Below are 22,616 nucleotides of genomic sequence, written 5' to 3' on the forward strand. Positions count from 1 at the left end.
AACACACAATTTTTCAAACCCCAACGTGGGCTAAATCAAAGGAGGAAAACCATAATGGCTTTCAACAAAGAGCAATTTATCGAAGACCTCAAGGGCATGACTGTTCTTGAACTTAACGAACTCGTAAAAACAATCGAAGAAGAATTCGGCGTATCAGCAGCAGCTCCAGTAGCAGCAGCAGGTGCAGGCGCAGCAGCAGCTGAAGAGCAAACTGAATTCGACGTAATCCTTACTAGCGCAGGTTCTGGTAAAATCAACGTCATCAAAGCAGTTCGCGAATTGACAGGCCTCGGTCTTAAAGAAGCGAAAGCACTCGTTGACGGAACTCCAGCTCCAGTTAAAGAAGGCGTTTCGAAAGAAGACGCTGACGCAATCAAAGCTAAGCTTGAAGAAGCTGGCGCAAGCGTAGAAGTTAAGTAATTTTCTTCTTCCTTAAAAAACAAAAGAAGCTCGCTTTGCGGGCTTCTTTTGTTTTCAACTTTAATGCAGAGAGGGGAAGGAAACATGGCAGATCATTATTATACAAATGATCCCTCCTCGAAACGGGATCCGAAGTCGTGGGAGTTTATCTTGCGTGGTGAAACGTTCCGTTTTACATCCGATCATGGAGTCTTTTCGAAGGGTGGCGTTGATTTTGGGTCACATCTACTCATTGAAGCGTTTGTCGAACCGGACATAACGGGTGCGATTCTGGATGTGGGTTGCGGGTATGGACCGATGGGGATTTCGCTTGCGAAGACGACAGGACGAGATGTGGTTTTAGTGGATGTGAATGAGCGAGCACTTGAGCTTGCTGCTGAAAATGCACGCGCGAATGGTGTTTCCGTGACGACCGGTGTAAGTGACGGATATGCTGGCGTGGCTGATCAGACGTTTGCAGCGATCGTGACGAATCCACCGATTCGGGCAGGGAAAACAGTTGTCCACCGTATTTTACGAGAAGCGTATGATCATTTGGAAGTCGGCGGTGCCTTATGGGTCGTCATTCAGAAAAAACAAGGCGGACCGTCAGCTAAAAAATTGATGGAAGAAGTCTTCGGTTCATGTGAGACGATTACCCGGGATAAAGGGTACTCGATATTTAAATCAATTCGGTCTTGACAAATCGAGTGATTTGTCGTTGACCTTGTCTAGTGTCTATGATAATATTATAAAATGCCATTGGAGTGATTTTTGGATAAGCAGTTTGAAGCAGCTGGCGTTCTCGACTACAGATGATTGAGTAGACAAGACGTCGCTTTTTTTGCGCTTATCGGTCAAAAAATGGCTTCAATGTTCGATATTACACCCGTCCTTCTCTAGAAGAAGAACTGGGTCTGAGAGGTGAATCAGTTGACTGGTCAACTTGTTCAGTACGGTCGTCACCGTCAGAGAAGAAGCTATGCACGTATCAGCGAAGTTTTAGAACTTCCAAACCTTATTGAGATTCAAACGAATTCATATGAATGGTTCCTGCGGGAAGGTCTTCGTGAGATGTTTCGTGATATCTCGCCGATTTCCGACTTCACAGGAAATCTCGTATTAGAATTCATCGATTACTCGCTCGGAGAGCCAAAGTATTCGACTGATGAATCAAAAGAACGCGATGTGACCTATTCGGCACCACTACGCGTAAAAGTCCGTCTTCAAAACAAAGAGACGGGTGAATTGAAGGAACAAGAAGTCTTCATGGGTGACTTCCCGCTTATGACGGAGTCGGGAACATTCATTATTAATGGTGCGGAACGAGTCATCGTTTCTCAGCTTGTTCGTTCGCCAAGTGTGTATTACAACAATAAGTTAGATAAGAACGGTAAACGTGGATTTTCGGCAACGGTCATCCCGAACCGTGGAGCATGGCTCGAACTTGAGACAGATGCGAAGGATATCGTATACGTCCGAATCGACCGCACGCGTAAGATTCCAGTAACGGTTCTTTTACGTGCTCTTGGTTTCGGTACGGATCAGGAAATCATCGATCTTCTTGGAGATGATGAATACCTCCGTAACTCCCTTGAAAAAGATAATACAGAAACAACGGAAAAAGCCCTCATCGAGATTTATGAGCGTCTACGTCCGGGAGAACCACCGACTGTCGAAAATGCGAAAGCACTTCTCGTGTCACGGTTCTTTGACCCGAAACGTTATGATTTGGCAAACGTTGGTCGTTATAAAATCAATAAAAAACTTCATTTGAAGAATCGTCTGTTCGGACAGAAACTTGCAGAAACGCTTGTGGATCCTGAGACAGGGGAAGTAATCGCAGAAGAAGGAACAGTACTTGACCGTCGTATGCTCGACAAAGTCTTACCATTCCTTGAAGGATCTGTTGGTTACATCGAAGCGACGCCAACTGGCGGCGTGACACAAGGTGAAGCTTTCAACTTACAGTCGATCAAGGTGTTCGCACCGGACGATGCTGAAGGTGAACGCATCATCAATATCATCGGTAACGGTAACATCGATCGTGACATCAAGCACATTACGCCTGCTGACATGATTGCTGCGATCAACTATTTCTTCAACTTGTTGCATGAAGTAGGAACGACAGACGATATCGACCACCTCGGTAACCGTCGTCTCCGTTCAGTCGGTGAATTGCTCCAAAACCAGTTCCGGATCGGTCTTTCCCGGATGGAACGTGTCGTTAAGGAGCGGATGTCGATTCAGGATCAGAATGCGATCACGCCACAGGCATTGATCAACATTCGTCCGGTTATTGCATCGATTAAAGAGTTCTTCGGTAGCTCGCAGTTATCGCAGTTCATGGACCAAACGAACCCGCTTGCTGAGTTGACGCACAAACGTCGTCTCTCTGCACTTGGACCCGGTGGTCTCACACGTGAGCGCGCCGGCTTTGAAGTTCGAGATGTTCACTACTCGCATTATTCCCGTATGTGTCCAATCGAAACGCCTGAGGGTCCGAACATCGGGCTGATCAACTCACTGTCTTCGTTCGCGAAGGTCAATGAGTATGGTTTCATTGAAGCGCCATACCGTCGTGTCAATCCGGAAACGGGTGTCGTCACGAATGAGATTCACTACATGACGGCAGACGAAGAAGATCTCTACGTCGTCGCACAGGCAAACATGTTATTGACGGAAGAGAAGACGTTCCAAGATACACACGTCTTATCTCGTTTCCGCGGACAAAACTTGTCTGTTGAACCACCTCGTGTCGATTACATGGACGTTTCACCGAAACAGGTTGTTTCGGCAGCGACGGCATGTATCCCGTTCCTAGAGAACGATGACTCGAACCGTGCCCTCATGGGAGCGAACATGCAACGTCAGGCCGTACCACTTCTCGACCCGGAATCACCGATTGTTGGGACTGGGATGGAGTACGTGTCTGCAAAAGACTCAGGTGCTGCCGTTGTTGCAAAACATTCAGGTATCGCTGAGCGTGTAACGGCGCGTGAAATCCTTGTCCGTCGTACGACGGAAGTCGATGGCAACATCGTTCAAGGCGAACTCGATCGTTATAAGATCCAAAAATTCATTCGTTCCAACCAAGGAACGTGCTATAACCAAAAACCAATCATCAAAGCAGGCGATCCAGTCGACAAAGGCGAGATTCTTGCAGATGGTCCATCGATGGACGGTGGGGAACTTGCGCTTGGTCGTAACGTACTCGTCGGTTTCATGACATGGGATGGTTACAACTACGAGGATGCCGTCATCATGAGCGAACGTCTTGTGAAAGATGATGTCTACACGTCGATCCACATTGAGGAATATGAGTGTGAGTCACGTGATACAAAACTCGGACCGGAAGAGATCACTCGTGACATTCCGAACGTCGGCGACGACGCCTTGAAAAATCTCGACGATCGCGGAATCATCCGCGTCGGTGCTGAGGTGAAAGACGGGGATATCCTAGTCGGTAAAGTTACACCTAAGGGCGTAACGGAATTGACGGCTGAAGAACGTTTGCTTCATGCAATCTTCGGTGAAAAAGCACGTGAAGTCCGTGATACTTCACTCCGTGTACCACACGGCGGCGACGGTATCATCCTTGACGTGAAAATCTTTGATCGTGATAACGGCGACGAACTGTCACCTGGTGTCAACCAGTTGATCCGTGCGTATATCGTTCAGAAGCGTAAGATTCACGAAGGAGATAAAATGGCGGGACGTCACGGTAACAAGGGTGTTATCTCACGTATCCTGCCAGAAGAAGACATGCCGTACATGCCAGACGGCACACCAATCGACATCATGTTGAATCCACTTGGTGTACCATCGCGGATGAACATCGGGCAGTTGCTCGAGCTTCACCTTGGTATGGCTGCACGCCAACTCGGAATCAAAGTCGCATCGCCAGTATTTGATGGTGCGCGTGAGGAAGATGTTTGGGCAACGATTGAAGAAGCCGGTATGGACCGTGACGCTAAAACTATCCTCTATGATGGACGTTCTGGTGAAGCCTTCGATAACCGTATCTCGGTTGGTGTCATGTATATGATCAAACTCGCCCACATGGTCGATGATAAACTTCATGCACGTTCGACGGGTCCTTACTCACTCGTTACGCAACAGCCGCTCGGTGGTAAAGCCCAGTTCGGTGGACAGCGTTTCGGTGAGATGGAAGTATGGGCACTGGAAGCATATGGTGCCGCTTATACGCTCCAAGAGATCCTGACGATCAAGTCGGATGATACAATCGGTCGTGTTAAAGCATATGAAGCGATCGTTAAAGGTGAAAACGTACCACAACCGGGCGTACCTGAATCGTTCCGAGTCCTCATTAAAGAGCTTCAATCCCTCGGTATGGATGTTAAGATGATGTCTGCCGAAGATGAAGAGATCGAAATGAAAGACGATGACGATGACAATATCCCGAACGCGACTCCAGCACTCGAAGAAGTTCAAGCGCCTGTCGCACCAGTTGTTACTGAAGAGGAATAAGCGAAAGGGAGGTCCACCCCTTGGTAGATGTTAATAGATTTGAATATATGAAAATCGGCCTCGCTTCCCCTGAAAAGATCCGTTCGTGGTCTTTCGGGGAAGTGAAGAAGCCGGAAACGATCAACTATCGTACGCTCAAGCCAGAGAAAGACGGCTTGTTCTGTGAACGGATTTTTGGTCCAACAAAAGACTGGGAATGTTACTGCGGGAAATACAAACGAATCCGTTATAAAGGAATCATTTGTGACCGCTGTGGTGTTGAAGTAACGAAGTCGAAAGTCCGTCGTGAGCGCATGGGTCACATTGAGCTTGCTGCACCGGTTTCGCACATCTGGTATTTCAAAGGAATCCCAAGTCGTATGGGTCTCGTCCTTGATATGTCACCCCGTGCACTCGAAGAGATCATTTACTTCGCGTCGTACGTCGTGACGGATCCGGGCGAATCGACACTCGAGAAGAAGCAACTCCTTTCAGAAAAAGAGTACCGGGCTTACCGTGAGAAATTCGGTAGTTCGTTTACGGCTGAAATGGGTGCGGAAGCGGTTCGTAAATTGCTCCGTGACGTCGAACTCGAAAAAGAAGTAGCTGGTTTACGTGAAGATCTTCGAATGATCCAAGGACAACGTCGTACACGTGCGATCAAACGTCTTGAAGTCTTAGATGCTTTCCGTAACTCAGGCAACAATCCGGAATGGATGGTTCTCGAAGTATTACCAGTCATTCCACCGGAACTTCGTCCGATGGTACAGCTTGATGGTGGACGTTTCGCGACGTCTGACTTAAACGATTTGTACCGTCGTGTCATCAACCGTAACAACCGTCTCAAGCGTCTTCTTGACCTTGGCGCTCCGAACATCATCGTTCAGAATGAAAAACGGATGTTGCAAGAAGCGGTTGATGCCTTGATCGATAACGGCCGTCGTGGTCGTCCGGTCACGGGACCAGGTAACCGTCCGTTGAAATCTCTTTCACATATGTTGAAAGGGAAACAAGGACGTTTCCGTCAAAACTTACTCGGTAAACGAGTCGACTATTCAGGTCGTTCGGTTATCGTCGTTGGTCCGAACCTGAAGATGTATCAATGTGGTCTTCCGAAAGAAATGGCCCTTGAACTCTTCAAACCGTTTGTCATGAAAGAGCTTGTCTCGCGTGGCATCGCACCAAACATCAAGAGTGCGAAACGCAAAATCGAACGTGTCCAACCTGAAATTTGGGACGTGTTAGAAGAAGTCATCCGTGAGCATCCGGTTCTCTTGAACCGTGCTCCGACCCTTCACCGTCTCGGTATCCAGGCGTTCGAACCAACACTCGTCGAAGGTCGCGCAATCCGTCTTCACCCACTCGTATGTACGGCATACAATGCCGATTTCGATGGTGACCAAATGGCGGTTCACGTACCACTTTCAGCAGAAGCACAAGCAGAAGCACGTCTTCTCATGCTCGCTGCACAAAACATCTTGAACCCGAAAGACGGTAAGCCTGTTGTTACACCATCGCAGGATATGGTCCTCGGGAACTACTACCTGACGCTTGAGCGTGAAAACGCAATCGGCGAAGGGAAAACATTCTCGACGGTGAACGAAGCGTTGATTGCCTACCAAAATGGGTATGTCCACTTCCACACACGTGTTGCTGTTCCGGCCGGTGTTCTCAAAAACCCGACATTCACGGAAGCGCAAAACGAGAAGTTATTGGTTACGACGGTCGGTAAGTTGATCTTCAACGAGATCCTCCCAACGACGTTCCCATACTTGAATGAGCCATCGATGAACAATCTTCAGGAAGCAACGCCTGATCAATACTTCCTTGAAAGAGGAACGGATGTCGCTGCTGAAATCAAGAGCCGTCCGATCATCGAACCATTCAAAAAAGGATTCCTCGGAAATGTCATTGCGGAAGTCTTCAAGCGTTTTGAAACGACTGAAACAAGCCGCATGCTTGACCGCATGAAAAACCTTGGTTTCAAACACTCGACACGTGCGGGTATTACGGTTGGTATCGCGGATATCATCGTACTTCCGGACAAACAGGAAATCCTGGTCGAAGCACAAGATAATGTTGACCGCGTTATGAAGTCATATCGCCGTGGTCTCATCACGGAAGAAGAGCGCTATGAGCGTGTCGTTAAATCGTGGAATGACGCGAAGGATGAAATTCAGTCTCGTCTGATGAAATCTCTTAACCGTCTGAACCCGATCTTCATGATGAGTGACTCTGGTGCCCGTGGTAACGCATCAAACTTTACGCAGCTTGCAGGGATGCGTGGACTCATGGCCGCTCCAAGTGGACGGATCATCGAGCTCCCGATCAAATCTTCGTTCCGTGAGGGTCTGACGGTTCAGGAATACTTCATCTCGACGCACGGTGCGCGTAAAGGTCTTGCCGATACAGCCTTGAAGACTGCCGATTCAGGTTACCTGACTCGTCGTCTCGTCGATGTTGCGCAAGATGTTATCATTCGCGAAGATGATTGTGGAACGGATCGTGGTATTCGTGTCACAGCACTTCGTGAAGGGACGGAAGAAATCGAAAATCTCTACGACCGACTTGTCGGCCGTACGGCGTTCGAGAAAGTCGTCCACCCAGAAACAGGAGCAATCCTCGTTTCAACTAACGAACTCATCGACGAAGATATCGCACGTGCGATTACGGACGCCGGTATCGACAATGTTGAGATTCGTACAGCCTTTACTTGTAACACAAGTCATGGTGTCTGTAAGAAATGTTACGGACGTAACCTTGCGACTGGTAACGACGTCGAAGTCGGCGAAGCAGTCGGAATCATCGCGGCACAATCAATCGGTGAGCCAGGAACGCAGCTTACAATGCGTACCTTCCACACAGGTGGTGTTGCCGGAGATGATATCACACAAGGTCTCCCGCGTATCCAGGAGTTGTTCGAGGCCCGTAACCCGAAAGGTCAAGCGGTCATCTCGGAAATTGATGGACAAGTCATCGACTTTACAGAGTCGCGTGATAAGCGTGAGTTGACGATTCAAGGTCTGAGCGAAACACGGACATACACGATTCCTTTCGGATCACGTCTACGTGTTCAACTCGGTGAAGAAGTCATTGCTGGTCAAGTGTTCACGGAAGGTTCAATCGACCCGAAAGAACTCTTGAACGTCAAAGGTGTATCTGGCGTACAGAACTATCTTCTCCAAGAAGTTCAAAAAGTATACCGGATGCAAGGGGTTGAGATCGGTGATAAGCACGTCGAGGTCATGGTACGTCAGATGATCCGTCGCGTTCGTGTCATCGAGTCGGGTGAGACTTCACTCTTACCAGGTTCGCTTGTCGATATCAGCACATTTAAAGAAGCATGTAAAGAAGCGCTCCGTGCCGGTAAAGCACTCGCTTCCGCTAAACCAGTTCTCCTTGGTATCACAAAAGCGTCGCTTGAGACGGATTCATTCCTATCAGCTGCTTCGTTCCAGGAAACTACTCGTGTCCTTACGGATGCGGCGATTAAAGGGAAGAGCGACTACCTTCGCGGCTTGAAAGAGAACGTTATTATCGGTAAACTTGTTCCAGCTGGTACAGGAATGACACGTTACCGTCAAATCGGTCTCGAGATAGCAGGCGAAACACCTGTAGAAGCAGATTCTCCTGTAGAATAAAACGCCTTGACACGTCGGTATGGCGGTGCTACTATGATATAGTGTTGCCAACCGGCTGTGTTATTTTGGAGGATATCTTCATGTCTTACAAAAAAGTAGTCGGCGCAGATTTGAAGTTTGTTGGTCAAAAACAAACGCTCAAAGCATTGCGTTCTGGCAAGGCGTCGGAAGTGATCATTGCAGATGACGCAGATGAACACGTAAAGCAAGCATTGCTCGACGCGGCGAAACAAGCAGACGTTCCAGTCGTGAGCGTTCCTTCTAAGCTTGAGCTTGGTAAGGCTTGTGGAATCGACGTTGCGGCAACTGCCGTTGCTATTAAGAAAGTTTGATAATACGTTTTGTGTGGCGATGGAATGCCTGAGCCACGCAAAACGTTTCATTATGACTTTCGATGAACCACCCGGCTCGGTGGTTTTGAAACTTGTCATGAATTCAGGAAGGGAGGATCTCAAAGATGCCTACTATCAACCAATTAGTCCGTAAAGGACGTCAATCAAAAGTTGTGAAATCAGATTCGCCAGCGCTGAACAAAGGGTACAACAGCTTTATCAAAGCTCGTACTGACATCAGCTCACCACAAAAACGTGGTGTTTGTACTCGTGTAGGTACAATGACTCCGAAGAAACCGAACTCGGCTCTTCGTAAGTACGCACGTGTACGTTTAACGAACACAATGGAAGTAACAGCTTACATCCCAGGTATCGGCCACAACTTGCAAGAACACAGTGTTGTTCTTATTCGCGGCGGTCGCGTAAAAGACTTACCAGGGGTACGTTACCACATCGTTCGTGGTGCACTCGATACAGCTGGAGTTGACGGCCGTATGCAAGGTCGTTCGAAATATGGTACTAAACGTCCAAAAGCAGCAAAAAAATAATCTAGATATCAAAAGATATCACCTCACTATATGAAAGGAGGGACTCGGAATGCCACGTAAAGGTCAAGTAGAACGCCGTGATGTAATGGCTGATCCGATCTACAACTCTAAACTCGTTACCCGCCTTATCAACCGTCTTATGTTAGATGGTAAAAAAGGTACTGCTCAACAAATCTTATACAAAGCTTTTGAAGCTGTCGCTGAACGTTCAGGTCGCGACGCAATGGAAGTTTTTGAAGAGGCGATGAACAACATCATGCCAGTTCTTGAAGTAAAAGCACGCCGTGTAGGTGGAGCTAACTATCAAGTTCCTGTCGAAGTCCGCCCTGAGCGCCGTACGACACTTGCACTTCGTTACCTCGTGAACTACTCACGTCTCCGTAACGAAAAAACAATGGATGCTCGTCTTGCGAATGAAATCATGGACGCTGCAAACAACACTGGTGCTTCAGTTAAGAAGCGCGAAGATATGCACAAAATGGCGGAAGCGAACAAAGCGTTTGCTCACTACCGCTGGTAAATCCGGAATCAACCACCTCATCTATGCCATTTTGTATGGAAATATGAGGTGGCTTTCGGGTATAGTCATGACGTGTGGCAACACACGGACACTAAACTAAAATGCGAAAGGAGAATGTTTAAAGATGGCAAGAGAATTCTCCCTTAAGAACACCCGTAATATCGGAATCATGGCCCACATCGATGCTGGTAAAACAACAACGACTGAGCGTATCCTTTATTATACGGGTCGTATCCACAAGATTGGTGAAACGCACGAAGGTGCTTCACAGATGGACTGGATGGAGCAAGAGCAAGAGCGTGGAATCACGATTACATCGGCAGCAACAACTGCTCAATGGAAAGGGAACCGCGTAAACATCATTGATACACCTGGACACGTAGACTTCACTGTTGAAGTTGAACGTTCACTCCGTGTACTTGATGGTGCCGTTGCAGTACTTGATGCTCAGTCTGGTGTTGAGCCACAAACTGAGACAGTATGGCGTCAAGCAACAACTTACGGCGTACCACGTATCGTTTTCGTTAACAAAATGGATAAAATCGGTGCAGACTTCTTGTACTCGGTTGGAACGCTTCGCGATCGCCTTCAAGCAAACGCACACGCAATCCAAATTCCAATCGGCGCGGAAGATGAATTCAAAGGAATCATCGACCTCGTTGAAAAGAAAACATACATGTACGGAAATGACCTTGGTACAGATATCGAAGAAACTGAAGGGTTCCCTGCAGAATTTGCAGAAGAAGCTGAAGAACTTCGTGCATCATTGATCGAGGCCGTTGCGGATTACGAAGAAGAAATGATGATGAAATACCTCGAGGGCGAGGAAATCACGATTGAAGAGCTTAAAGCGGGTATCCGTAAAGCGACTCTTACAGTTGATTTCTACCCAGTTCTCGTAGGTTCGGCATTCAAGAACAAAGGTGTTCAGCTTATGCTTGACGCAGTTCTTGACTACCTCCCATCACCAGTCGACGTAAAAGCAATCACAGGGATTAACATGGATACAGAGGAAGAGGTTATTCGTGAGTCAACTGACGAAGCGCCATTCTCTGCACTCGCATTCAAAGTTATGACTGACCCGTATGTTGGTAAATTGACATTCTTCCGTGTGTACTCAGGTACAGCTACGGCAGGATCATATGTCAAGAACTCAACAAAAGGGAAACGTGAGCGTCTTGGACGTATCCTTCAAATGCACGCGAACAGCCGTGAGGAGATCCCAATGGTCTTCGCTGGTGACATCGCAGCTGCTGTAGGTCTTAAAGATACTACTACTGGTGATACGCTTTGTTCTGAGAAAGACAACGTCGTTCTCGAATCAATGACATTCCCAGAACCAGTTATCTCGGTCGCAATCGAACCAAAAACGAAAGCTGACCAAGATAAAATGGGTCAAGCACTCGCTAAGCTTGCTGAAGAGGATCCAACGTTCCGCACTGAAACAAACCCAGAGACTGGTCAAACGATCATCTCAGGTATGGGTGAGCTTCACCTCGACATCATCGTTGACCGTATGCGTCGCGAATTTAAAGTCGAAGCAAATGTTGGTGCTCCACAAGTAGCTTACCGTGAAACGATCCGCCAAGCGGCGAAAATCGATTCTAAGTTTGCTCGTCAATCAGGTGGTCGTGGTCAGTATGGTCACGTCGTCGTAGAATTCGAGCCAAACGAAGAAGGTGCTGGCTTTGAGTTCAACAACAAAATCGTCGGTGGTGTCGTTCCACGTGAATACATCCCAGCGGTTGAACACGGAATCGAAGAAGCACTTCAAAACGGTATCCTTGCTGGTTATCCAGTAGTTGACGTTAAAGCGGCACTCGTTTTCGGTTCGTATCATGATGTCGACTCAAACGAGATGGCATTTAAAATCGCGGCTTCAATGGCCGTCAAACAACTTAAAGATAAGAGCGGCGCTGTTATCCTTGAGCCAATGATGAAAGTTGAAATCGTCATCCCAGACGAATATATGGGAGACATCATGGGTGATGTTACATCACGCCGTGGACGCGTTGAAGGTATGGACGCACGTGGGAACGCACAAGTCGTTCGCTCGATGATTCCACTTTCAGAAATGTTCGGATATGCAACAGGACTTCGTTCGCGGACACAAGGACGCGGTACGTACTCGATGCACTTCGATCATTATGAAGAAGTACCGAAATCAGTTGCTGAAGAAATCATTAAAAAAGCAAACGGCTAATCCTTCACAGGTTGTCACGCTTATTTGATTAGTGTAAGCTAAGGAAGGTGTACGTTATTCGACGATTCACCTTCCTAGTTATAAAATATTATCAGACATATAGAGGAGGAATTCAGAATGGGTAAAGAAAAATTCGACCGTTCTAAACCGCACGTTAACGTTGGTACAATTGGTCACGTCGACCACGGTAAAACAACTTTAACAGCTGCTATTTCAGCTGTACTTGCAAAATCACAAGGGAAAACTGCTACTAAGTTTGACCAAATCGATGGTGCTCCAGAAGAGCGCGAACGTGGTATCACGATCGCAACAGCTCATATCGAGTACGAAACAGAAAAACGCCACTATGCACACGTTGACTGCCCAGGTCACGCTGACTATGTTAAAAACATGATCACTGGTGCTGCACAAATGGACGGCGCGATCCTCGTTGTTTCTGCAACTGATGGTCCAATGCCACAAACACGTGAGCACATCTTGCTTTCACGTCAAGTAGGTGTTCCTTTCATCGTAGTATTCATGAACAAAGTCGACATGGTTGACGACGAAGAGCTTCTTGAACTCGTTGAAATGGAAATCCGTGAACTTCTTTCTGCTTACGATTTCCCAGGCGATGACCTCCCAGTTATCCAAGGATCTGCTCTTGGCGCGCTTAACGGCGAAGCTAAATGGGAAGAAAAAATCATGGAACTCATGACAGCTGTTGATGAGTACATCCCTGAGCCAACTCGTGACACTGAAAAAGACTTCATGATGCCAGTTGAGGATGTTTTCTCAATCACTGGTCGTGGTACAGTAGCTACTGGCCGCGTTGAGCGTGGAGTTCTTAAAGTCAACGACGAAGTTGAAATCGTTGGTCTTCACGAAGAAACTAAAAAATCAGTATGTACTGGTGTAGAGATGTTCCGTAAGCTTCTTGACTATGCTGAAGCTGGCGACAACATCGGAGCTCTTCTCCGTGGTGTATCACGTGACGACATCGAGCGTGGACAAGTTCTCGCGAAACCAAACACAATCACACCGCACAAAATTTTCAAAGCGCAAGTTTACATCCTTTCAAAAGAAGAGGGTGGCCGTCACACGCCATTCTTCGGTAACTACCGTCCACAGTTCTACTTCCGTACAACTGACGTAACTGGTATGTGCCAACTTCCTGAAGGAACTGAAATGGTTATGCCTGGGGACAATATCGAATTGACTATTGAACTCATCGCGCCAATCGCTCTTGAAAAAGAAACTCGTTTCTCAATCCGTGAAGGTGGCCGTACAGTAGGCGCTGGATCAGTTACAGAAATCGTTGAGTAATTTTTAAGCAAAAAGGTCTTCCGTCTCCCGTGACGGAAGACCTTTTTTTGTTTCTTTGAAAACAGTCTTGCAACATGGTCTGACATCTTATATACTGAGGAAAGTGTTTGTGCGAGTGGTGAGAGACTTGAAAACAAATTCTATTTTATTTTACTTGCTTTCCGTCTTGGAATTAAGTACACTAGAATATGTTGGTCACAAACACAACGCGATGAAGCGGGAGGTTATGACACACCAGGCGGCATTGCCATGGCTAGTGTGGAAATTTCCGCGGAGAATGTCTATTTACAAAATAGGCGAAAAGGAGGGAAACAACATGGCAAATGAAAAAATTCGGATCCGTTTGAAAGCATACGATCACCGCGTGCTTGATCAATCGGCTGAGAAAATTGTCGAAACAGCAAAACGTTCTGGTGCTACTGTATCTGGTCCGATCCCACTCCCAACAGAGAGAGCGATCTACACAGTACTTCGTGCCGTTCACAAGTACAAAGATGCTCGTGAGCAGTTCGAAATGCGTACACACAAACGTTTGATCGACATCGTTAACCCAACACCGAAAACAGTTGATGCGCTTATGCGTCTTGAACTTCCATCGGGCGTTGACATTGAAATCAAACTTTAATTTTTCTTCTATAAATAGTTGATACTAGCCAGAAGATCAAAATCATTCAATATTAGGAGGTGTATCTCATGGCTAAAGGAATCTTAGGAACTAAACTCGGTATGACACAGATCTTTAACGAATCAGGTGAAGTAGTACCAGTTACTGTCGTTTCAGTAGAAGGTAACGTTGTTCTTCAATTGAAGACAATGGAAGTGGACGGTTACGAAGCAGTCCAGCTCGGCTTTGGTGATATTAAAGAAGGTCGTCAAAACAAACCGCAAAAAGGTCACGCAGCGAAAGCTAGTGCGACACCTAAGCGCTTCATTAAAGAAATCCGTACATCAGTAGCAGATTTCGAAATCGGTCAAGAGATGAAAGCAGATACTTTCGCTGCAGGCGAAATGGTTGATGTAACAGGTACGTCGAAAGGTAAAGGTTTCGCTGGAGCAATCAAGCGTCACAACCAATCACGTGGTCCAATGGCTCACGGTTCGCGTTACCACCGTCGCCCAGGTTCAATGGGTCCTGTCGCTCCAAACCGTGTATTCAAAGGGAAATTGCTCCCAGGACGCATGGGTGGAGAGCAAGTCACTGTTCAAAACCTTGAAATCGTAAAAGTTGATGTAGAACGCGGCTTACTCCTCGTCAAGGGTGCTATCCCGGGCGCACGTAAGAGCCAAGTTGTCGTCAAAACTGCGGTAAAAGGCAACTAATTTGTTTGCAAGGAAAGGAGGAATAACGAATGCCTAAAGTAGCTTTGCTTAACCAAACAGGTACACAAGTTGGAGATATTGAGCTCGCAGATGCCGTTTTCGGAATCGAGCCAAACGAAGCAGTCGTATACGATGCAATCGTCATGCAACAAGCTTCACGTCGCCAAGGTACACATGATACAAAAGGTCGCTCGGAAGTTCGCGGTGGCGGCCGTAAACCATGGAAACAAAAAGGTACTGGTCGTGCACGCCAAGGTTCGATCCGTTCGCCACAATGGGTTGGCGGTGGAACAGTCTTCGGTCCAACACCACGTTCGTACGCTTATAAACTTCCTAAAAAGGTTCGTCGTCTCGCATTACGTTCAGCACTTTCTTCGAAAGTCGCTAACAACGAGTTCATCGTTCTTGAAGGATTGACAATCGATGCTCCGAAAACAAAAGACATGATTTCGGTCTTCGCTGCTCTTTCAATCGAACGTAAAGTCCTCGTCGTTACAGCTGATTACAACGAGACAGTCGTTCTTTCAACACGCAACATTCCAGGTGTCACAGTCGTTGACGCTGCTGGAGTAAACGTCCTTGATCTTGTCGCACACGACAAAGTCATCTTCACGAAGGATGCTGTTGCGAGAGTAGAGGAGGTGCTTGCATAATGGCAAACGCACACGACATTATCAAACGTCCTGTAATTACTGAACGCTCAGTGAACCAAATGGCTGAGAAAAAGTACACGTTCGAAGTAGACGTAAAGGCATCTAAGCCACAAATCAAAGATGCAGTTGAAGCGATCTTCGGCGTTAAAGTTGAAAAAATCAACACACTAATCTCAAAACCAAAAGCAAAACGCGTAGGTCGTCACGCTGGTTACACAGCACGCCGCAAAAAAGCGGTCGTCACGCTTACTGCAGATAGCAAAGAACTCGATTACCTCGGTTAATCGGTACTCTGTAGAAAAGGAGGGAACTCTCGATGGGAATTAAAAAGTTTAAACCGACCACTAACGGTCGTCGTAATATGACTGCGCTTGACTTTGCTGAGATTACGGCTTCACGTCCTGAAAAATCGTTAACTGAAAAGCTTACGAAAAAGGGCGGACGTAACAACCAAGGTCGCTTGACAGTACGTCACCAAGGTGGCGGACACAAACGTAAATACCGTATCATCGACTTCAAACGTAACAAGGATGGCATCGCTGGCCGTATCGCTACAATCGAGTACGATCCGAACCGCTCTGCAAACATCGCTCTTGTACACTACATCGATGGTGAAAAACGCTACATCCTCGCACCTAAAGGATTGAAAGTTGACATGCAAGTCATGTCAGGAGTTGACGCTGATATTAAAGTCGGTAACGCTCTTCCACTTTCAAACATCCCAGTTGGTACATTGATCCACAACATCGAACTTAAGCCAGGTAAAGGTGGTCAGCTCGTTCGTTCAGCTGGTACTTCTGCTCAGCTTCTCGGTAAAGATGGTAAATACGCGATTGTTCGTCTCCAATCAGGCGAAACACGTATGATCCTTGCTACTTGCCGTGCAACAATCGGCGCTGTCGGTAATGAAGAGCATGAGCTCGTCAATATCGGTAAAGCTGGTCGTTCACGCTGGCTCGGAAAACGTCCTACAGTTCGTGGTTCTGTTATGAACCCAGTCGATCACCCACACGGTGGTGGTGAAGGACGTGCTCCAATCGGTCGTTCGGGCCCACTTACTCCTTGGGGTAAACCGGCACTCGGATACAAAACTCGTAAGAAAAACAAAGCGAGCGATAAATATATCGTCCGTCGTTCTAAAAAATAATTACGTGATTTCTGAACGGTTCGCAGGAACCGTTCCTGAATCATGCCAAAGGGAGGTACAACTATGGGTCGCAGCATGAAAAAAGGTCCATTTGCAGATCACCATTTGCTTGCTAAGGTTGACAAAGCCAATGAAGCTGGTGACAAGCATGTTATCAAAACTTGGTCACGCCGTTCTACAATCTTCCCAGAGTTCATCGGTCACACGATCGCTGTCTACGATGGTCGTAAACACGTACCGGTTTACGTGACAGAAGATATGGTCGGTCACAAACTTGGTGAATTCGCGCCAACACGTTCTTATAAAGGACATGCTGGAAACGATAAGAAGACTAAACGTTAATCTGAGGGGAGGTACTCATTATGCAATCAAAAGCATCGGCTAACATGGTTCGCATTGCTCCTCGTAAGGCACGTCTAGTAGTAGACTTAATCCGCGGGAAGCAAATCGGCGAAGCACTTTCGATTCTTGCTTACACGAACAAGGCAGCAACGCCAATCGTTGAGAAAGTATTGAAATCGGCAATCGCGAACGCTGAGCACAACTTCGACATGAACATCGAAAACCTCGTAGTAACAGAGGCTTACGTCAACGAAGGTCCAACGCTCAAACGTTTCCGCCCACGTGCAATGGGTCGCGCAAGCCGCATCAACAAACGTACGAGCCACGTTCATATCGTGGTATCTGAAAAATAAGGAGGGATTACCGTGGGTCAGAAGATTAACCCAACTGGTCTTCGCGTAGGTATCATCAAAGACTGGGAATCACGTTGGTTCGCAGATAAAGACTATGCTGATCTCCTTCATGAAGACTACGTAGTTCGTGAATATATCGAAAAACGTCTGAAAGATGCAAGTGTTGCTAAAGTTGAAATCGAGCGCGCAGCAAACCGCTTGAACATTTCACTTCACACTGCTAAACCGGGTATGGTTATCGGTAAAGGCGGTTCGGAAATCGAAACACTTCGTACAGACATCACTAACCTTGCAAAAGGCAAACGCGTTCACGTTAACGTCGTTGAAGTGAAAAACCCGGATGCAGTTGCTAAACTCGTCGCTGAGAACATCGCACGCCAACTTGAAGGCCGTGTATCGTTCCGTCGTGCAATGAAGCAATCAATCCAACGCTCTATGCGTTCAGGTATCAAAGGAATCAAGACTGAAGTTTCTGGTCGTCTTGGTGGCGCTGATATCGCTCGTTCAGAGAAGTATTCAGAAGGAACAGTTCCACTTCATACACTCCGTGCAGACATCGATTACGGTACTGCAGAAGCTGATACAACTTACGGCAAAATCGGCGTAAAAGTATGGCTCCACCACGGTGAAGTGCTTCCTACGAAAAAAGCAGCAGCTAACGAACAATAATCCACATCCGTCTAGGGAAGGAGGCAACACAACATGTTGTTACCAAAACGTGTAAAATATCGTCGTGTTCACCGCGGCAACATGCGTGGTAAAGCGAAACGTGGTACTACAGTACATTTCGGCGAGTTCGGTATCCAAGCTCAAGAAGCTAGCTGGATCACTAGCCGTCAAATCGAATCAGCGCGTATCGCGATGACTCGTTATATGAAACGTGGTGGTAAAGTGTGGATCAAGATCTTCCCACACAAACCATACACTAAAAAACCTCTTGAAGTCCGAATGGGTTCAGGTAAAGGTGCTCCGGAGGGCTGGGTTGCAGTCGTCAAACCGGGGAAAGTAATGTTCGAAATCGCAGGAGTATCGGAAGAGATCGCACGCGAAGCTCTCCGTCTTGCATCACACAAACTTCCAGTAAAATGTAAGTTCGTAAAACGTGAAGAAAATGGTGGTGATACGAATGAAAGCAACTGATCTCCGTCAGCAAACTACAGAAGAGCTCAACGGTAAAGTCGGTTCGTGGAAAGAAGAGTTGTTCAACCTTCGTTTCCAACTCGCGACTGGTCAGCTTGAGAACCCTGCTCGTATCCGTGAAGTGCGCAAGTCGATTGCACGCGCGAAAACCGTTCTTCGTGAACGCGAACTCGGCATCAACAACGCATAATTCACTCGGATTCTGAGAGGAGGAACACTCAATGGAACGCACTAACAACCGCAAAGTATTAACTGGACGCGTCGTATCTGACAAAATGGATAAAACGATCGTGGTTTCAGTTGAGACAAAAGTAAAGCACAAGCTCTACGGCAAACGCGTAAACTACTCGAAGAAGTATAAAACGCATGATGAAAGTAACACAGCTAAAATCGGTGACGTCGTACGCATTCAAGAAACACGTCCACTTTCTAAAGACAAACGTTTCCGTCTCGTAGAAGTCGTCGAAAAAGCAGTAATCATCTAAACTCTAATTAGTTCGGATGAATAAACATCCGGAGGGAGGTACAATCGTATGATTCAACAAGAATCTCGCTTGAAAGTAGCAGACAACTCAGGAGCTCGTGAAGTCTTGACGATCAAAGTCCTCGGTGGATCTGGTCGCAAAACTGCTAACATCGGTGACGTAATTGTTTGCACAGTTAAACAAGCAACACCAGGTGGCGTTGTCAAAAAAGGTGAAGTTGTACGCGCAGTAGTCGTTCGTACTAAACGTGGCGTTCGTCGTAAAGACGGTTCGTACATCCGTTTTGACGAAAACGCAGCAGTCATCATCAAAGATGATAAAAGCCCACGTGGCACACGTATCTTCGGACCAGTCGCACGCGAACTTCGTGAAAAAGACTTCATGAAGATCGTCTCGTTGGCACCGGAAGTACTTTAATTCCAAAGAATTCCTACAAGGAGGTGCTCTAACGATGCATGTCAAAAAAGGTGATAAAGTTCAGGTTATGACTGGTAAAGATAAAGGCAAACAAGGTGTTGTCCTTACTGCTATGCCTAAAAAAGATCGCATTATCGTCGAAGGCGTTAATATGATCAAGAAACACTCAAAACCTTCTCAACTCAACCCGCAAGGCGGAATTGTCGAGAAAGAAGCACCGATTCACGTATCGAACGTTATGCTTATCGACCCTAAGACAGGAAACCCAACACGCGTTGGTTTCACTGTGGTTGACGGCAAGAAAGTACGTATCGCTAAAAAATCGGGCGAAGCTTTAGATAAATAAGAAGATTTAAAGAAAGGAGGTCCACTTTCTGATGAACCGTTTAAAAGTAAAATACCAAGACGAAATCGTCAAAGTAATGATGGAGAAATTCAACTATACTTCTGTAATGCAAGCGCCGAAAGTCGATAAGATCGTAATCAACATGGGTGTTGGTGACGCTGTTACGAACACGAAAGCACTTGACATGGCAGTCGAAGAGCTTCAGCTCCTCACTGGTCAGAAGCCACTCATCACGAAAGCTAAGAAATCAATCGCTGGTTTCAAACTTCGTGAAGGTATGCCAATCGGCGCGAAGGTAACACTTCGTGGAGAGCGCATGTATGAGTTCCTCGACAAGTTGATCAACGTGTCACTTCCACGTGTACGTGACTTCCGTGGTGTATCGAAGAAATCATTCGATGGCCGTGGTAACTACACGCTAGGCGTGAAGGAACAATTGATCTTCCCAGAGATCGACTACGATCGCGTATCGAAAGTCCGTGGTATGGACATCGTTATCGTAACAACTGCTAATACGGATGAAGAGTCACGTGAGCTTCTCACAGCACTCGGCATGCCATTCCAAAAATAAGGGAGGCCGACAACATGGCTAAGAAATCAATGATCGCACGTGAAGTAAAACGTCAAGCACTCGTAGAGCGCTACGCTGAACAACGCGCAGAATTGAAAGCACAAGGCGACTTCATCGGCTTGAGCAAACTCCCACGTAACTCTTCAGCGGTTCGTTTACACAACCGTTGCAGTATCACTGGCCGTCCACACGGTTACATTGGTAAATTCGGTATCAGCCGTATTAAGTTCCGTGATCTTGCTCATAAAGGTCAAATCCCTGGTGTTAAAAAAGCAAGCTGGTAATTCATTAAAGTTGTGAAAGGAGGTACATCGCATGGTTATGACAGATCCGATTGCAGATATGCTTACACGCATTCGTAATGCAAACATGGTTCGCCATGAGAAGTTGGAAATGCCAGCTTCTACAATCAAACGTGAAGTCGCTGAAATCCTCAAACGTGAAGGTTTCATCCGCGATGTTGAATATCTCGAGGACAGCAAACAAGGTACGCTCCGCGTATTCCTTAAGTACGGCGCAAGCAACGAACGCGTCATCACTGGACTCAAACGTATCTCGAAACCAGGTCTTCGCGTTTACGCGAAAGCTGATGAAATCCCGAAAGTACTCGGTGGTCTCGGAATCGCTATCGTTTCAACATCTAAAGGTGTTATGACAGACAAAGAAGCTCGCCAACAAAAAGTCGGCGGCGAAGTGATCGCATACATCTGGTAATTCACGCATAAAAAGAACGGAGGTGTCTTAAATGTCACGTATTGGTAAAAAGCCAGTCGTTATCCCAGCAGGCGTTACAGTAACAGTTGAAAACAGCACAGTTACAGTAAAAGGTCCTAAAGGTGAACTCACTCGTGAGTTCAACCCGACTATGGCTATCAACGTAGAAGGTAATGAATTGACTGTCACTCGTCCAAACGACGAGAAAGCTAACCGTACAATCCACGGAACGACTCGTGCGCTTATCGCGAACATGGTCGAAGGTGTAAACAACGGTTTCGCTAAGACACTTGATATCCAAGGTGTTGGTTACCGTGCTCAAAAGCAAGGTAACAAAATCGTACTCAACCTCGGTTATTCACACCCAATCGAGTACACTCCGGAACAAGGCATTGAAGTCGAAGTTCCTACGAATACGCAAATCATCGTTCGCGGTATCAACAAAGAGCGTGTTGGACACGTTGCTGCATTGATTCGTTCGTACCGTCAACCTGAGCCTTACAAAGGTAAAGGAATTCGTTACAGTGATGAAATCGTTCGTCGTAAAGAAGGTAAAACAGGTAAGTAATTCGTTGATACGAATTGACCGGAAAGGAGTGGCATAAATGATCTCAAAGGCAGACAAAAACGCTACGCGTAAAAAGCGTCATGGTCGTGTACGTCGTACAATCATCGGGACGGCAACTCGTCCACGTTTGAATGTATTCCGTTCGAACAAGAACATTTACGTACAAGTCATTGACGATGCAACACATGCAACACTCGCATCTGCATCATCACTCGACCTTGAAAAAGGCAACACGACTGACGCTGCAACAGCAGTTGGTAAGCTCGCAGCTGAACGCGCTCTTGAAAAAGGTATTGAAACAGTCGTTTTCGACCGTGGAGGATATCTCTATCATGGACGTATCAAAGCTGTAGCTGAAGCAGCTCGTGAAGCTGGTCTCAAATTCTAATAGAAAAGGAGGGAACCTCTACATGCGCCAGTTAGAAATTAACATGGATCAACTCGAAGAACGCGTTGTTACTGTAAACCGCGTCGCGAAAGTAGTAAAAGGTGGCCGTCGCTTCCGTTTTGCTGCACTCGTCGTCGTAGGTGACAAGAATGGTCACGTAGGTTTCGGTACGGGTAAAGCTCAGGAAGTGCCTGAAGCGATCCGTAAAGCAATCGAAGATGCTAAGAAAAACATGGTTAACGTTCCAATCGTTAACACTACAATTCCACACGAAATCAACGGAATTTTCGGTGCAGGTCACGTCTTCTTGAAACCTGCTTCTGAAGGTACTGGAGTCATCGCTGGTGGTCCAGTTCGTGCGGTTCTCGAATTAGCGGGAATCAACGACATTCTTTCGAAATCACTTGGATCAAGCACTCCAATCAACATGGTTCGTGCGACTGTTAAAGGTCTCACATCACTTAAACGTGCTGAAGACGTTGCGAAACTCCGCGGTAAAACCGTCGAAGAACTTCGCGGTTAAGAAAGGGAGGGAATACAGATGGCGAAACTCGCAGTTACCCTCACACGCAGCATGATCGGTCGTCCGGAGAACCAACGCGTTACTACTCGTACGCTTGGTCTCCATAAGATGCACCAAACTGTTGTCGTACCTGACAACGCTGCTATGCGTGGGATGATTAACCACGTGTCACACTTATTGACAGTAAAAGAAATTCAAGAGTAATAGTTCGATATAATTTTATGAGGAGGT

29 protein-coding genes are annotated in these 22,616 nt (G+C 46.8%); all 29 read left to right on the forward strand.

The genetic code is table 11. The features are described from left to right. The first annotated feature begins 54 nt into the window (after positions 1–54). On the forward strand, positions 55–420 hold the full coding sequence (rplL, locus tag KNQ13_RS08295; protein WP_012368999.1) for a 50S ribosomal protein L7/L12: 366 nt from the start codon (positions 55–57) through the stop codon (positions 418–420). Between the two features lie 84 nt (positions 421–504). Continuing rightward, complete coding sequence (locus KNQ13_RS08300; RefSeq protein ID WP_026830524.1) at positions 505–1,101, forward strand: class I SAM-dependent methyltransferase; 597 nt, start codon at positions 505–507, stop codon at positions 1,099–1,101. A 231-nt stretch (positions 1,102–1,332) separates the two neighbouring features. Continuing rightward, on the forward strand, positions 1,333–4,890 hold the full coding sequence (gene rpoB, locus KNQ13_RS08305; RefSeq protein ID WP_026830525.1) for a DNA-directed RNA polymerase subunit beta: 3,558 nt from the start codon (positions 1,333–1,335) through the stop codon (positions 4,888–4,890). Between the two features lie 20 nt (positions 4,891–4,910). Further along, a complete protein-coding gene (gene rpoC / locus KNQ13_RS08310) occupies positions 4,911–8,510 on the forward strand; it encodes a DNA-directed RNA polymerase subunit beta' (RefSeq protein ID WP_026830526.1) in 3,600 nt (1,199 codons plus the stop codon). 80 nt (positions 8,511–8,590) lie between these two features. Further along, a complete protein-coding gene (locus tag KNQ13_RS08315; RefSeq protein ID WP_014969145.1) occupies positions 8,591–8,842 on the forward strand; it encodes a ribosomal L7Ae/L30e/S12e/Gadd45 family protein in 252 nt (83 codons plus the stop codon). Between the two features lie 125 nt (positions 8,843–8,967). After that, entirely contained in the window at positions 8,968–9,390 is a 423-nt protein-coding gene (gene rpsL, locus KNQ13_RS08320; RefSeq protein WP_012369004.1) for a 30S ribosomal protein S12, read from the forward strand. 49 nt (positions 9,391–9,439) lie between these two features. Beyond that, complete coding sequence (gene rpsG, locus KNQ13_RS08325; protein ID WP_014969146.1) at positions 9,440–9,910, forward strand: 30S ribosomal protein S7; 471 nt, start codon at positions 9,440–9,442, stop codon at positions 9,908–9,910. A 124-nt stretch (positions 9,911–10,034) separates the two neighbouring features. Next, positions 10,035–12,113 (forward strand): elongation factor G, encoded by a 2,079-nt coding sequence (gene fusA, locus KNQ13_RS08330; protein WP_014969147.1) that lies wholly within the window; start codon positions 10,035–10,037, stop codon positions 12,111–12,113. A gap of 117 nt (positions 12,114–12,230) precedes the next feature. Beyond that, entirely contained in the window at positions 12,231–13,418 is a 1,188-nt protein-coding gene (gene tuf, locus KNQ13_RS08335; RefSeq protein WP_014969148.1) for an elongation factor Tu, read from the forward strand. 316 nt (positions 13,419–13,734) lie between these two features. Next, on the forward strand, positions 13,735–14,043 hold the full coding sequence (gene rpsJ / locus KNQ13_RS08340; RefSeq protein ID WP_014969149.1) for a 30S ribosomal protein S10: 309 nt from the start codon (positions 13,735–13,737) through the stop codon (positions 14,041–14,043). A gap of 68 nt (positions 14,044–14,111) precedes the next feature. Next, a complete protein-coding gene (gene rplC / locus KNQ13_RS08345) occupies positions 14,112–14,738 on the forward strand; it encodes a 50S ribosomal protein L3 (protein ID WP_014969150.1) in 627 nt (208 codons plus the stop codon). Positions 14,739–14,767: 29 nt separating this feature from the next. Continuing rightward, positions 14,768–15,391 carry a 50S ribosomal protein L4 gene (gene rplD, locus KNQ13_RS08350; protein ID WP_012369010.1) on the forward strand — a complete coding sequence of 208 codons (624 nt, stop codon included), beginning with the start codon at positions 14,768–14,770 and terminating at the stop codon, positions 15,389–15,391. Beyond that, on the forward strand, positions 15,391–15,675 hold the full coding sequence (gene rplW, locus KNQ13_RS08355; protein ID WP_014969151.1) for a 50S ribosomal protein L23: 285 nt from the start codon (positions 15,391–15,393) through the stop codon (positions 15,673–15,675). The genes rplD and rplW overlap by 1 nt, the downstream gene beginning before the upstream one ends. A gap of 32 nt (positions 15,676–15,707) precedes the next feature. Beyond that, positions 15,708–16,538 (forward strand): 50S ribosomal protein L2, encoded by an 831-nt coding sequence (rplB, locus tag KNQ13_RS08360; RefSeq protein WP_014969152.1) that lies wholly within the window; start codon positions 15,708–15,710, stop codon positions 16,536–16,538. Positions 16,539–16,601: 63 nt separating this feature from the next. Beyond that, entirely contained in the window at positions 16,602–16,880 is a 279-nt protein-coding gene (gene rpsS, locus KNQ13_RS08365) for a 30S ribosomal protein S19 (protein ID WP_014969153.1), read from the forward strand. A 20-nt stretch (positions 16,881–16,900) separates the two neighbouring features. Continuing rightward, on the forward strand, positions 16,901–17,233 hold the full coding sequence (gene rplV, locus KNQ13_RS08370; RefSeq protein WP_012369014.1) for a 50S ribosomal protein L22: 333 nt from the start codon (positions 16,901–16,903) through the stop codon (positions 17,231–17,233). A gap of 12 nt (positions 17,234–17,245) precedes the next feature. After that, the gene (gene rpsC / locus KNQ13_RS08375) at positions 17,246–17,902 is read left to right on the forward strand and encodes a 30S ribosomal protein S3 (RefSeq protein WP_014969154.1); all 657 of its coding nucleotides are present in this window, start codon (positions 17,246–17,248) and stop codon (positions 17,900–17,902) included. Between the two features lie 33 nt (positions 17,903–17,935). Continuing rightward, positions 17,936–18,373: a 50S ribosomal protein L16 gene (gene rplP / locus KNQ13_RS08380; RefSeq protein ID WP_012369016.1), complete on the forward strand. Its 438-nt coding sequence runs from the start codon at positions 17,936–17,938 to the stop codon at positions 18,371–18,373. Continuing rightward, positions 18,360–18,563, forward strand: a complete 204-nt coding sequence (gene rpmC / locus KNQ13_RS08385; protein WP_012369017.1) for a 50S ribosomal protein L29 — start codon at positions 18,360–18,362, stop codon at positions 18,561–18,563. The genes rplP and rpmC overlap by 14 nt, the downstream gene beginning before the upstream one ends. Before the next feature lie 31 nt (positions 18,564–18,594). Further along, positions 18,595–18,858, forward strand: a complete 264-nt coding sequence (gene rpsQ, locus KNQ13_RS08390) for a 30S ribosomal protein S17 (protein WP_014969155.1) — start codon at positions 18,595–18,597, stop codon at positions 18,856–18,858. Positions 18,859–18,906: 48 nt separating this feature from the next. Beyond that, complete coding sequence (gene rplN, locus KNQ13_RS08395) at positions 18,907–19,275, forward strand: 50S ribosomal protein L14 (RefSeq protein ID WP_012369019.1); 369 nt, start codon at positions 18,907–18,909, stop codon at positions 19,273–19,275. Between the two features lie 34 nt (positions 19,276–19,309). Beyond that, complete coding sequence (rplX, locus tag KNQ13_RS08400; protein ID WP_014969156.1) at positions 19,310–19,621, forward strand: 50S ribosomal protein L24; 312 nt, start codon at positions 19,310–19,312, stop codon at positions 19,619–19,621. A 31-nt stretch (positions 19,622–19,652) separates the two neighbouring features. Continuing rightward, positions 19,653–20,192 carry a 50S ribosomal protein L5 gene (gene rplE / locus KNQ13_RS08405; RefSeq protein WP_014969157.1) on the forward strand — a complete coding sequence of 180 codons (540 nt, stop codon included), beginning with the start codon at positions 19,653–19,655 and terminating at the stop codon, positions 20,190–20,192. 14 nt (positions 20,193–20,206) lie between these two features. Next, a complete protein-coding gene (rpsN, locus tag KNQ13_RS08410) occupies positions 20,207–20,476 on the forward strand; it encodes a 30S ribosomal protein S14 (protein WP_014969158.1) in 270 nt (89 codons plus the stop codon). Positions 20,477–20,507: 31 nt separating this feature from the next. Further along, complete coding sequence (gene rpsH / locus KNQ13_RS08415; protein WP_012369023.1) at positions 20,508–20,906, forward strand: 30S ribosomal protein S8; 399 nt, start codon at positions 20,508–20,510, stop codon at positions 20,904–20,906. A 31-nt stretch (positions 20,907–20,937) separates the two neighbouring features. Continuing rightward, positions 20,938–21,474, forward strand: a complete 537-nt coding sequence (gene rplF / locus KNQ13_RS08420; protein ID WP_014969159.1) for a 50S ribosomal protein L6 — start codon at positions 20,938–20,940, stop codon at positions 21,472–21,474. Positions 21,475–21,511: 37 nt separating this feature from the next. Continuing rightward, on the forward strand, positions 21,512–21,862 hold the full coding sequence (gene rplR / locus KNQ13_RS08425; RefSeq protein ID WP_014969160.1) for a 50S ribosomal protein L18: 351 nt from the start codon (positions 21,512–21,514) through the stop codon (positions 21,860–21,862). Positions 21,863–21,884: 22 nt separating this feature from the next. After that, on the forward strand, positions 21,885–22,385 hold the full coding sequence (gene rpsE / locus KNQ13_RS08430) for a 30S ribosomal protein S5 (RefSeq protein ID WP_012369026.1): 501 nt from the start codon (positions 21,885–21,887) through the stop codon (positions 22,383–22,385). Positions 22,386–22,403: 18 nt separating this feature from the next. Beyond that, positions 22,404–22,589 (forward strand): 50S ribosomal protein L30, encoded by a 186-nt coding sequence (gene rpmD, locus KNQ13_RS08435; protein WP_014969161.1) that lies wholly within the window; start codon positions 22,404–22,406, stop codon positions 22,587–22,589. The last annotated feature ends 27 nt before the right edge of the window (positions 22,590–22,616 follow it).

It is taken from the genome of Exiguobacterium sp. s128 (assembly GCF_018618815.1).
Taxonomy (GTDB): Bacteria; Bacillota; Bacilli; order Exiguobacteriales; family Exiguobacteriaceae; genus Exiguobacterium_A; species Exiguobacterium_A antarcticum.

Excerpts from the sequence above, each read along its gene's own strand:
- rplL (WP_012368999.1), top strand. The coding sequence starts at position 55 with ATGGCTTTCAACAAAGAGCAATTTATCGAAGACCTCAAGGGCATGACT.
- KNQ13_RS08300 (WP_026830524.1), top strand. The coding sequence starts at position 505 with ATGGCAGATCATTATTATACAAATGATCCCTCCTCGAAACGGGATCCG.
- KNQ13_RS08315 (WP_014969145.1), top strand. The coding sequence starts at position 8,591 with ATGTCTTACAAAAAAGTAGTCGGCGCAGATTTGAAGTTTGTTGGTCAA.
- rpsL (WP_012369004.1), top strand. The coding sequence starts at position 8,968 with ATGCCTACTATCAACCAATTAGTCCGTAAAGGACGTCAATCAAAAGTT.
- rpsG (WP_014969146.1), top strand. The coding sequence starts at position 9,440 with ATGCCACGTAAAGGTCAAGTAGAACGCCGTGATGTAATGGCTGATCCG.
- fusA (WP_014969147.1), top strand. The coding sequence starts at position 10,035 with ATGGCAAGAGAATTCTCCCTTAAGAACACCCGTAATATCGGAATCATG.
- tuf (WP_014969148.1), top strand. The coding sequence starts at position 12,231 with ATGGGTAAAGAAAAATTCGACCGTTCTAAACCGCACGTTAACGTTGGT.
- rpsJ (WP_014969149.1), top strand. The coding sequence starts at position 13,735 with ATGGCAAATGAAAAAATTCGGATCCGTTTGAAAGCATACGATCACCGC.
- rplC (WP_014969150.1), top strand. The coding sequence starts at position 14,112 with ATGGCTAAAGGAATCTTAGGAACTAAACTCGGTATGACACAGATCTTT.
- rplD (WP_012369010.1), top strand. The coding sequence starts at position 14,768 with ATGCCTAAAGTAGCTTTGCTTAACCAAACAGGTACACAAGTTGGAGAT.
- rplW (WP_014969151.1), top strand. The coding sequence starts at position 15,391 with ATGGCAAACGCACACGACATTATCAAACGTCCTGTAATTACTGAACGC.
- rplB (WP_014969152.1), top strand. The coding sequence starts at position 15,708 with ATGGGAATTAAAAAGTTTAAACCGACCACTAACGGTCGTCGTAATATG.
- rpsS (WP_014969153.1), top strand. The coding sequence starts at position 16,602 with ATGGGTCGCAGCATGAAAAAAGGTCCATTTGCAGATCACCATTTGCTT.
- rplV (WP_012369014.1), top strand. The coding sequence starts at position 16,901 with ATGCAATCAAAAGCATCGGCTAACATGGTTCGCATTGCTCCTCGTAAG.
- rplP (WP_012369016.1), top strand. The coding sequence starts at position 17,936 with ATGTTGTTACCAAAACGTGTAAAATATCGTCGTGTTCACCGCGGCAAC.
- rpmC (WP_012369017.1), top strand. The coding sequence starts at position 18,360 with ATGAAAGCAACTGATCTCCGTCAGCAAACTACAGAAGAGCTCAACGGT.
- rpsQ (WP_014969155.1), top strand. The coding sequence starts at position 18,595 with ATGGAACGCACTAACAACCGCAAAGTATTAACTGGACGCGTCGTATCT.
- rplN (WP_012369019.1), top strand. The coding sequence starts at position 18,907 with ATGATTCAACAAGAATCTCGCTTGAAAGTAGCAGACAACTCAGGAGCT.
- rplX (WP_014969156.1), top strand. The coding sequence starts at position 19,310 with ATGCATGTCAAAAAAGGTGATAAAGTTCAGGTTATGACTGGTAAAGAT.
- rplE (WP_014969157.1), top strand. The coding sequence starts at position 19,653 with ATGAACCGTTTAAAAGTAAAATACCAAGACGAAATCGTCAAAGTAATG.
- rpsN (WP_014969158.1), top strand. The coding sequence starts at position 20,207 with ATGGCTAAGAAATCAATGATCGCACGTGAAGTAAAACGTCAAGCACTC.
- rpsH (WP_012369023.1), top strand. The coding sequence starts at position 20,508 with ATGGTTATGACAGATCCGATTGCAGATATGCTTACACGCATTCGTAAT.
- rplF (WP_014969159.1), top strand. The coding sequence starts at position 20,938 with ATGTCACGTATTGGTAAAAAGCCAGTCGTTATCCCAGCAGGCGTTACA.
- rplR (WP_014969160.1), top strand. The coding sequence starts at position 21,512 with ATGATCTCAAAGGCAGACAAAAACGCTACGCGTAAAAAGCGTCATGGT.
- rpsE (WP_012369026.1), top strand. The coding sequence starts at position 21,885 with ATGCGCCAGTTAGAAATTAACATGGATCAACTCGAAGAACGCGTTGTT.
- rpmD (WP_014969161.1), top strand. The coding sequence starts at position 22,404 with ATGGCGAAACTCGCAGTTACCCTCACACGCAGCATGATCGGTCGTCCG.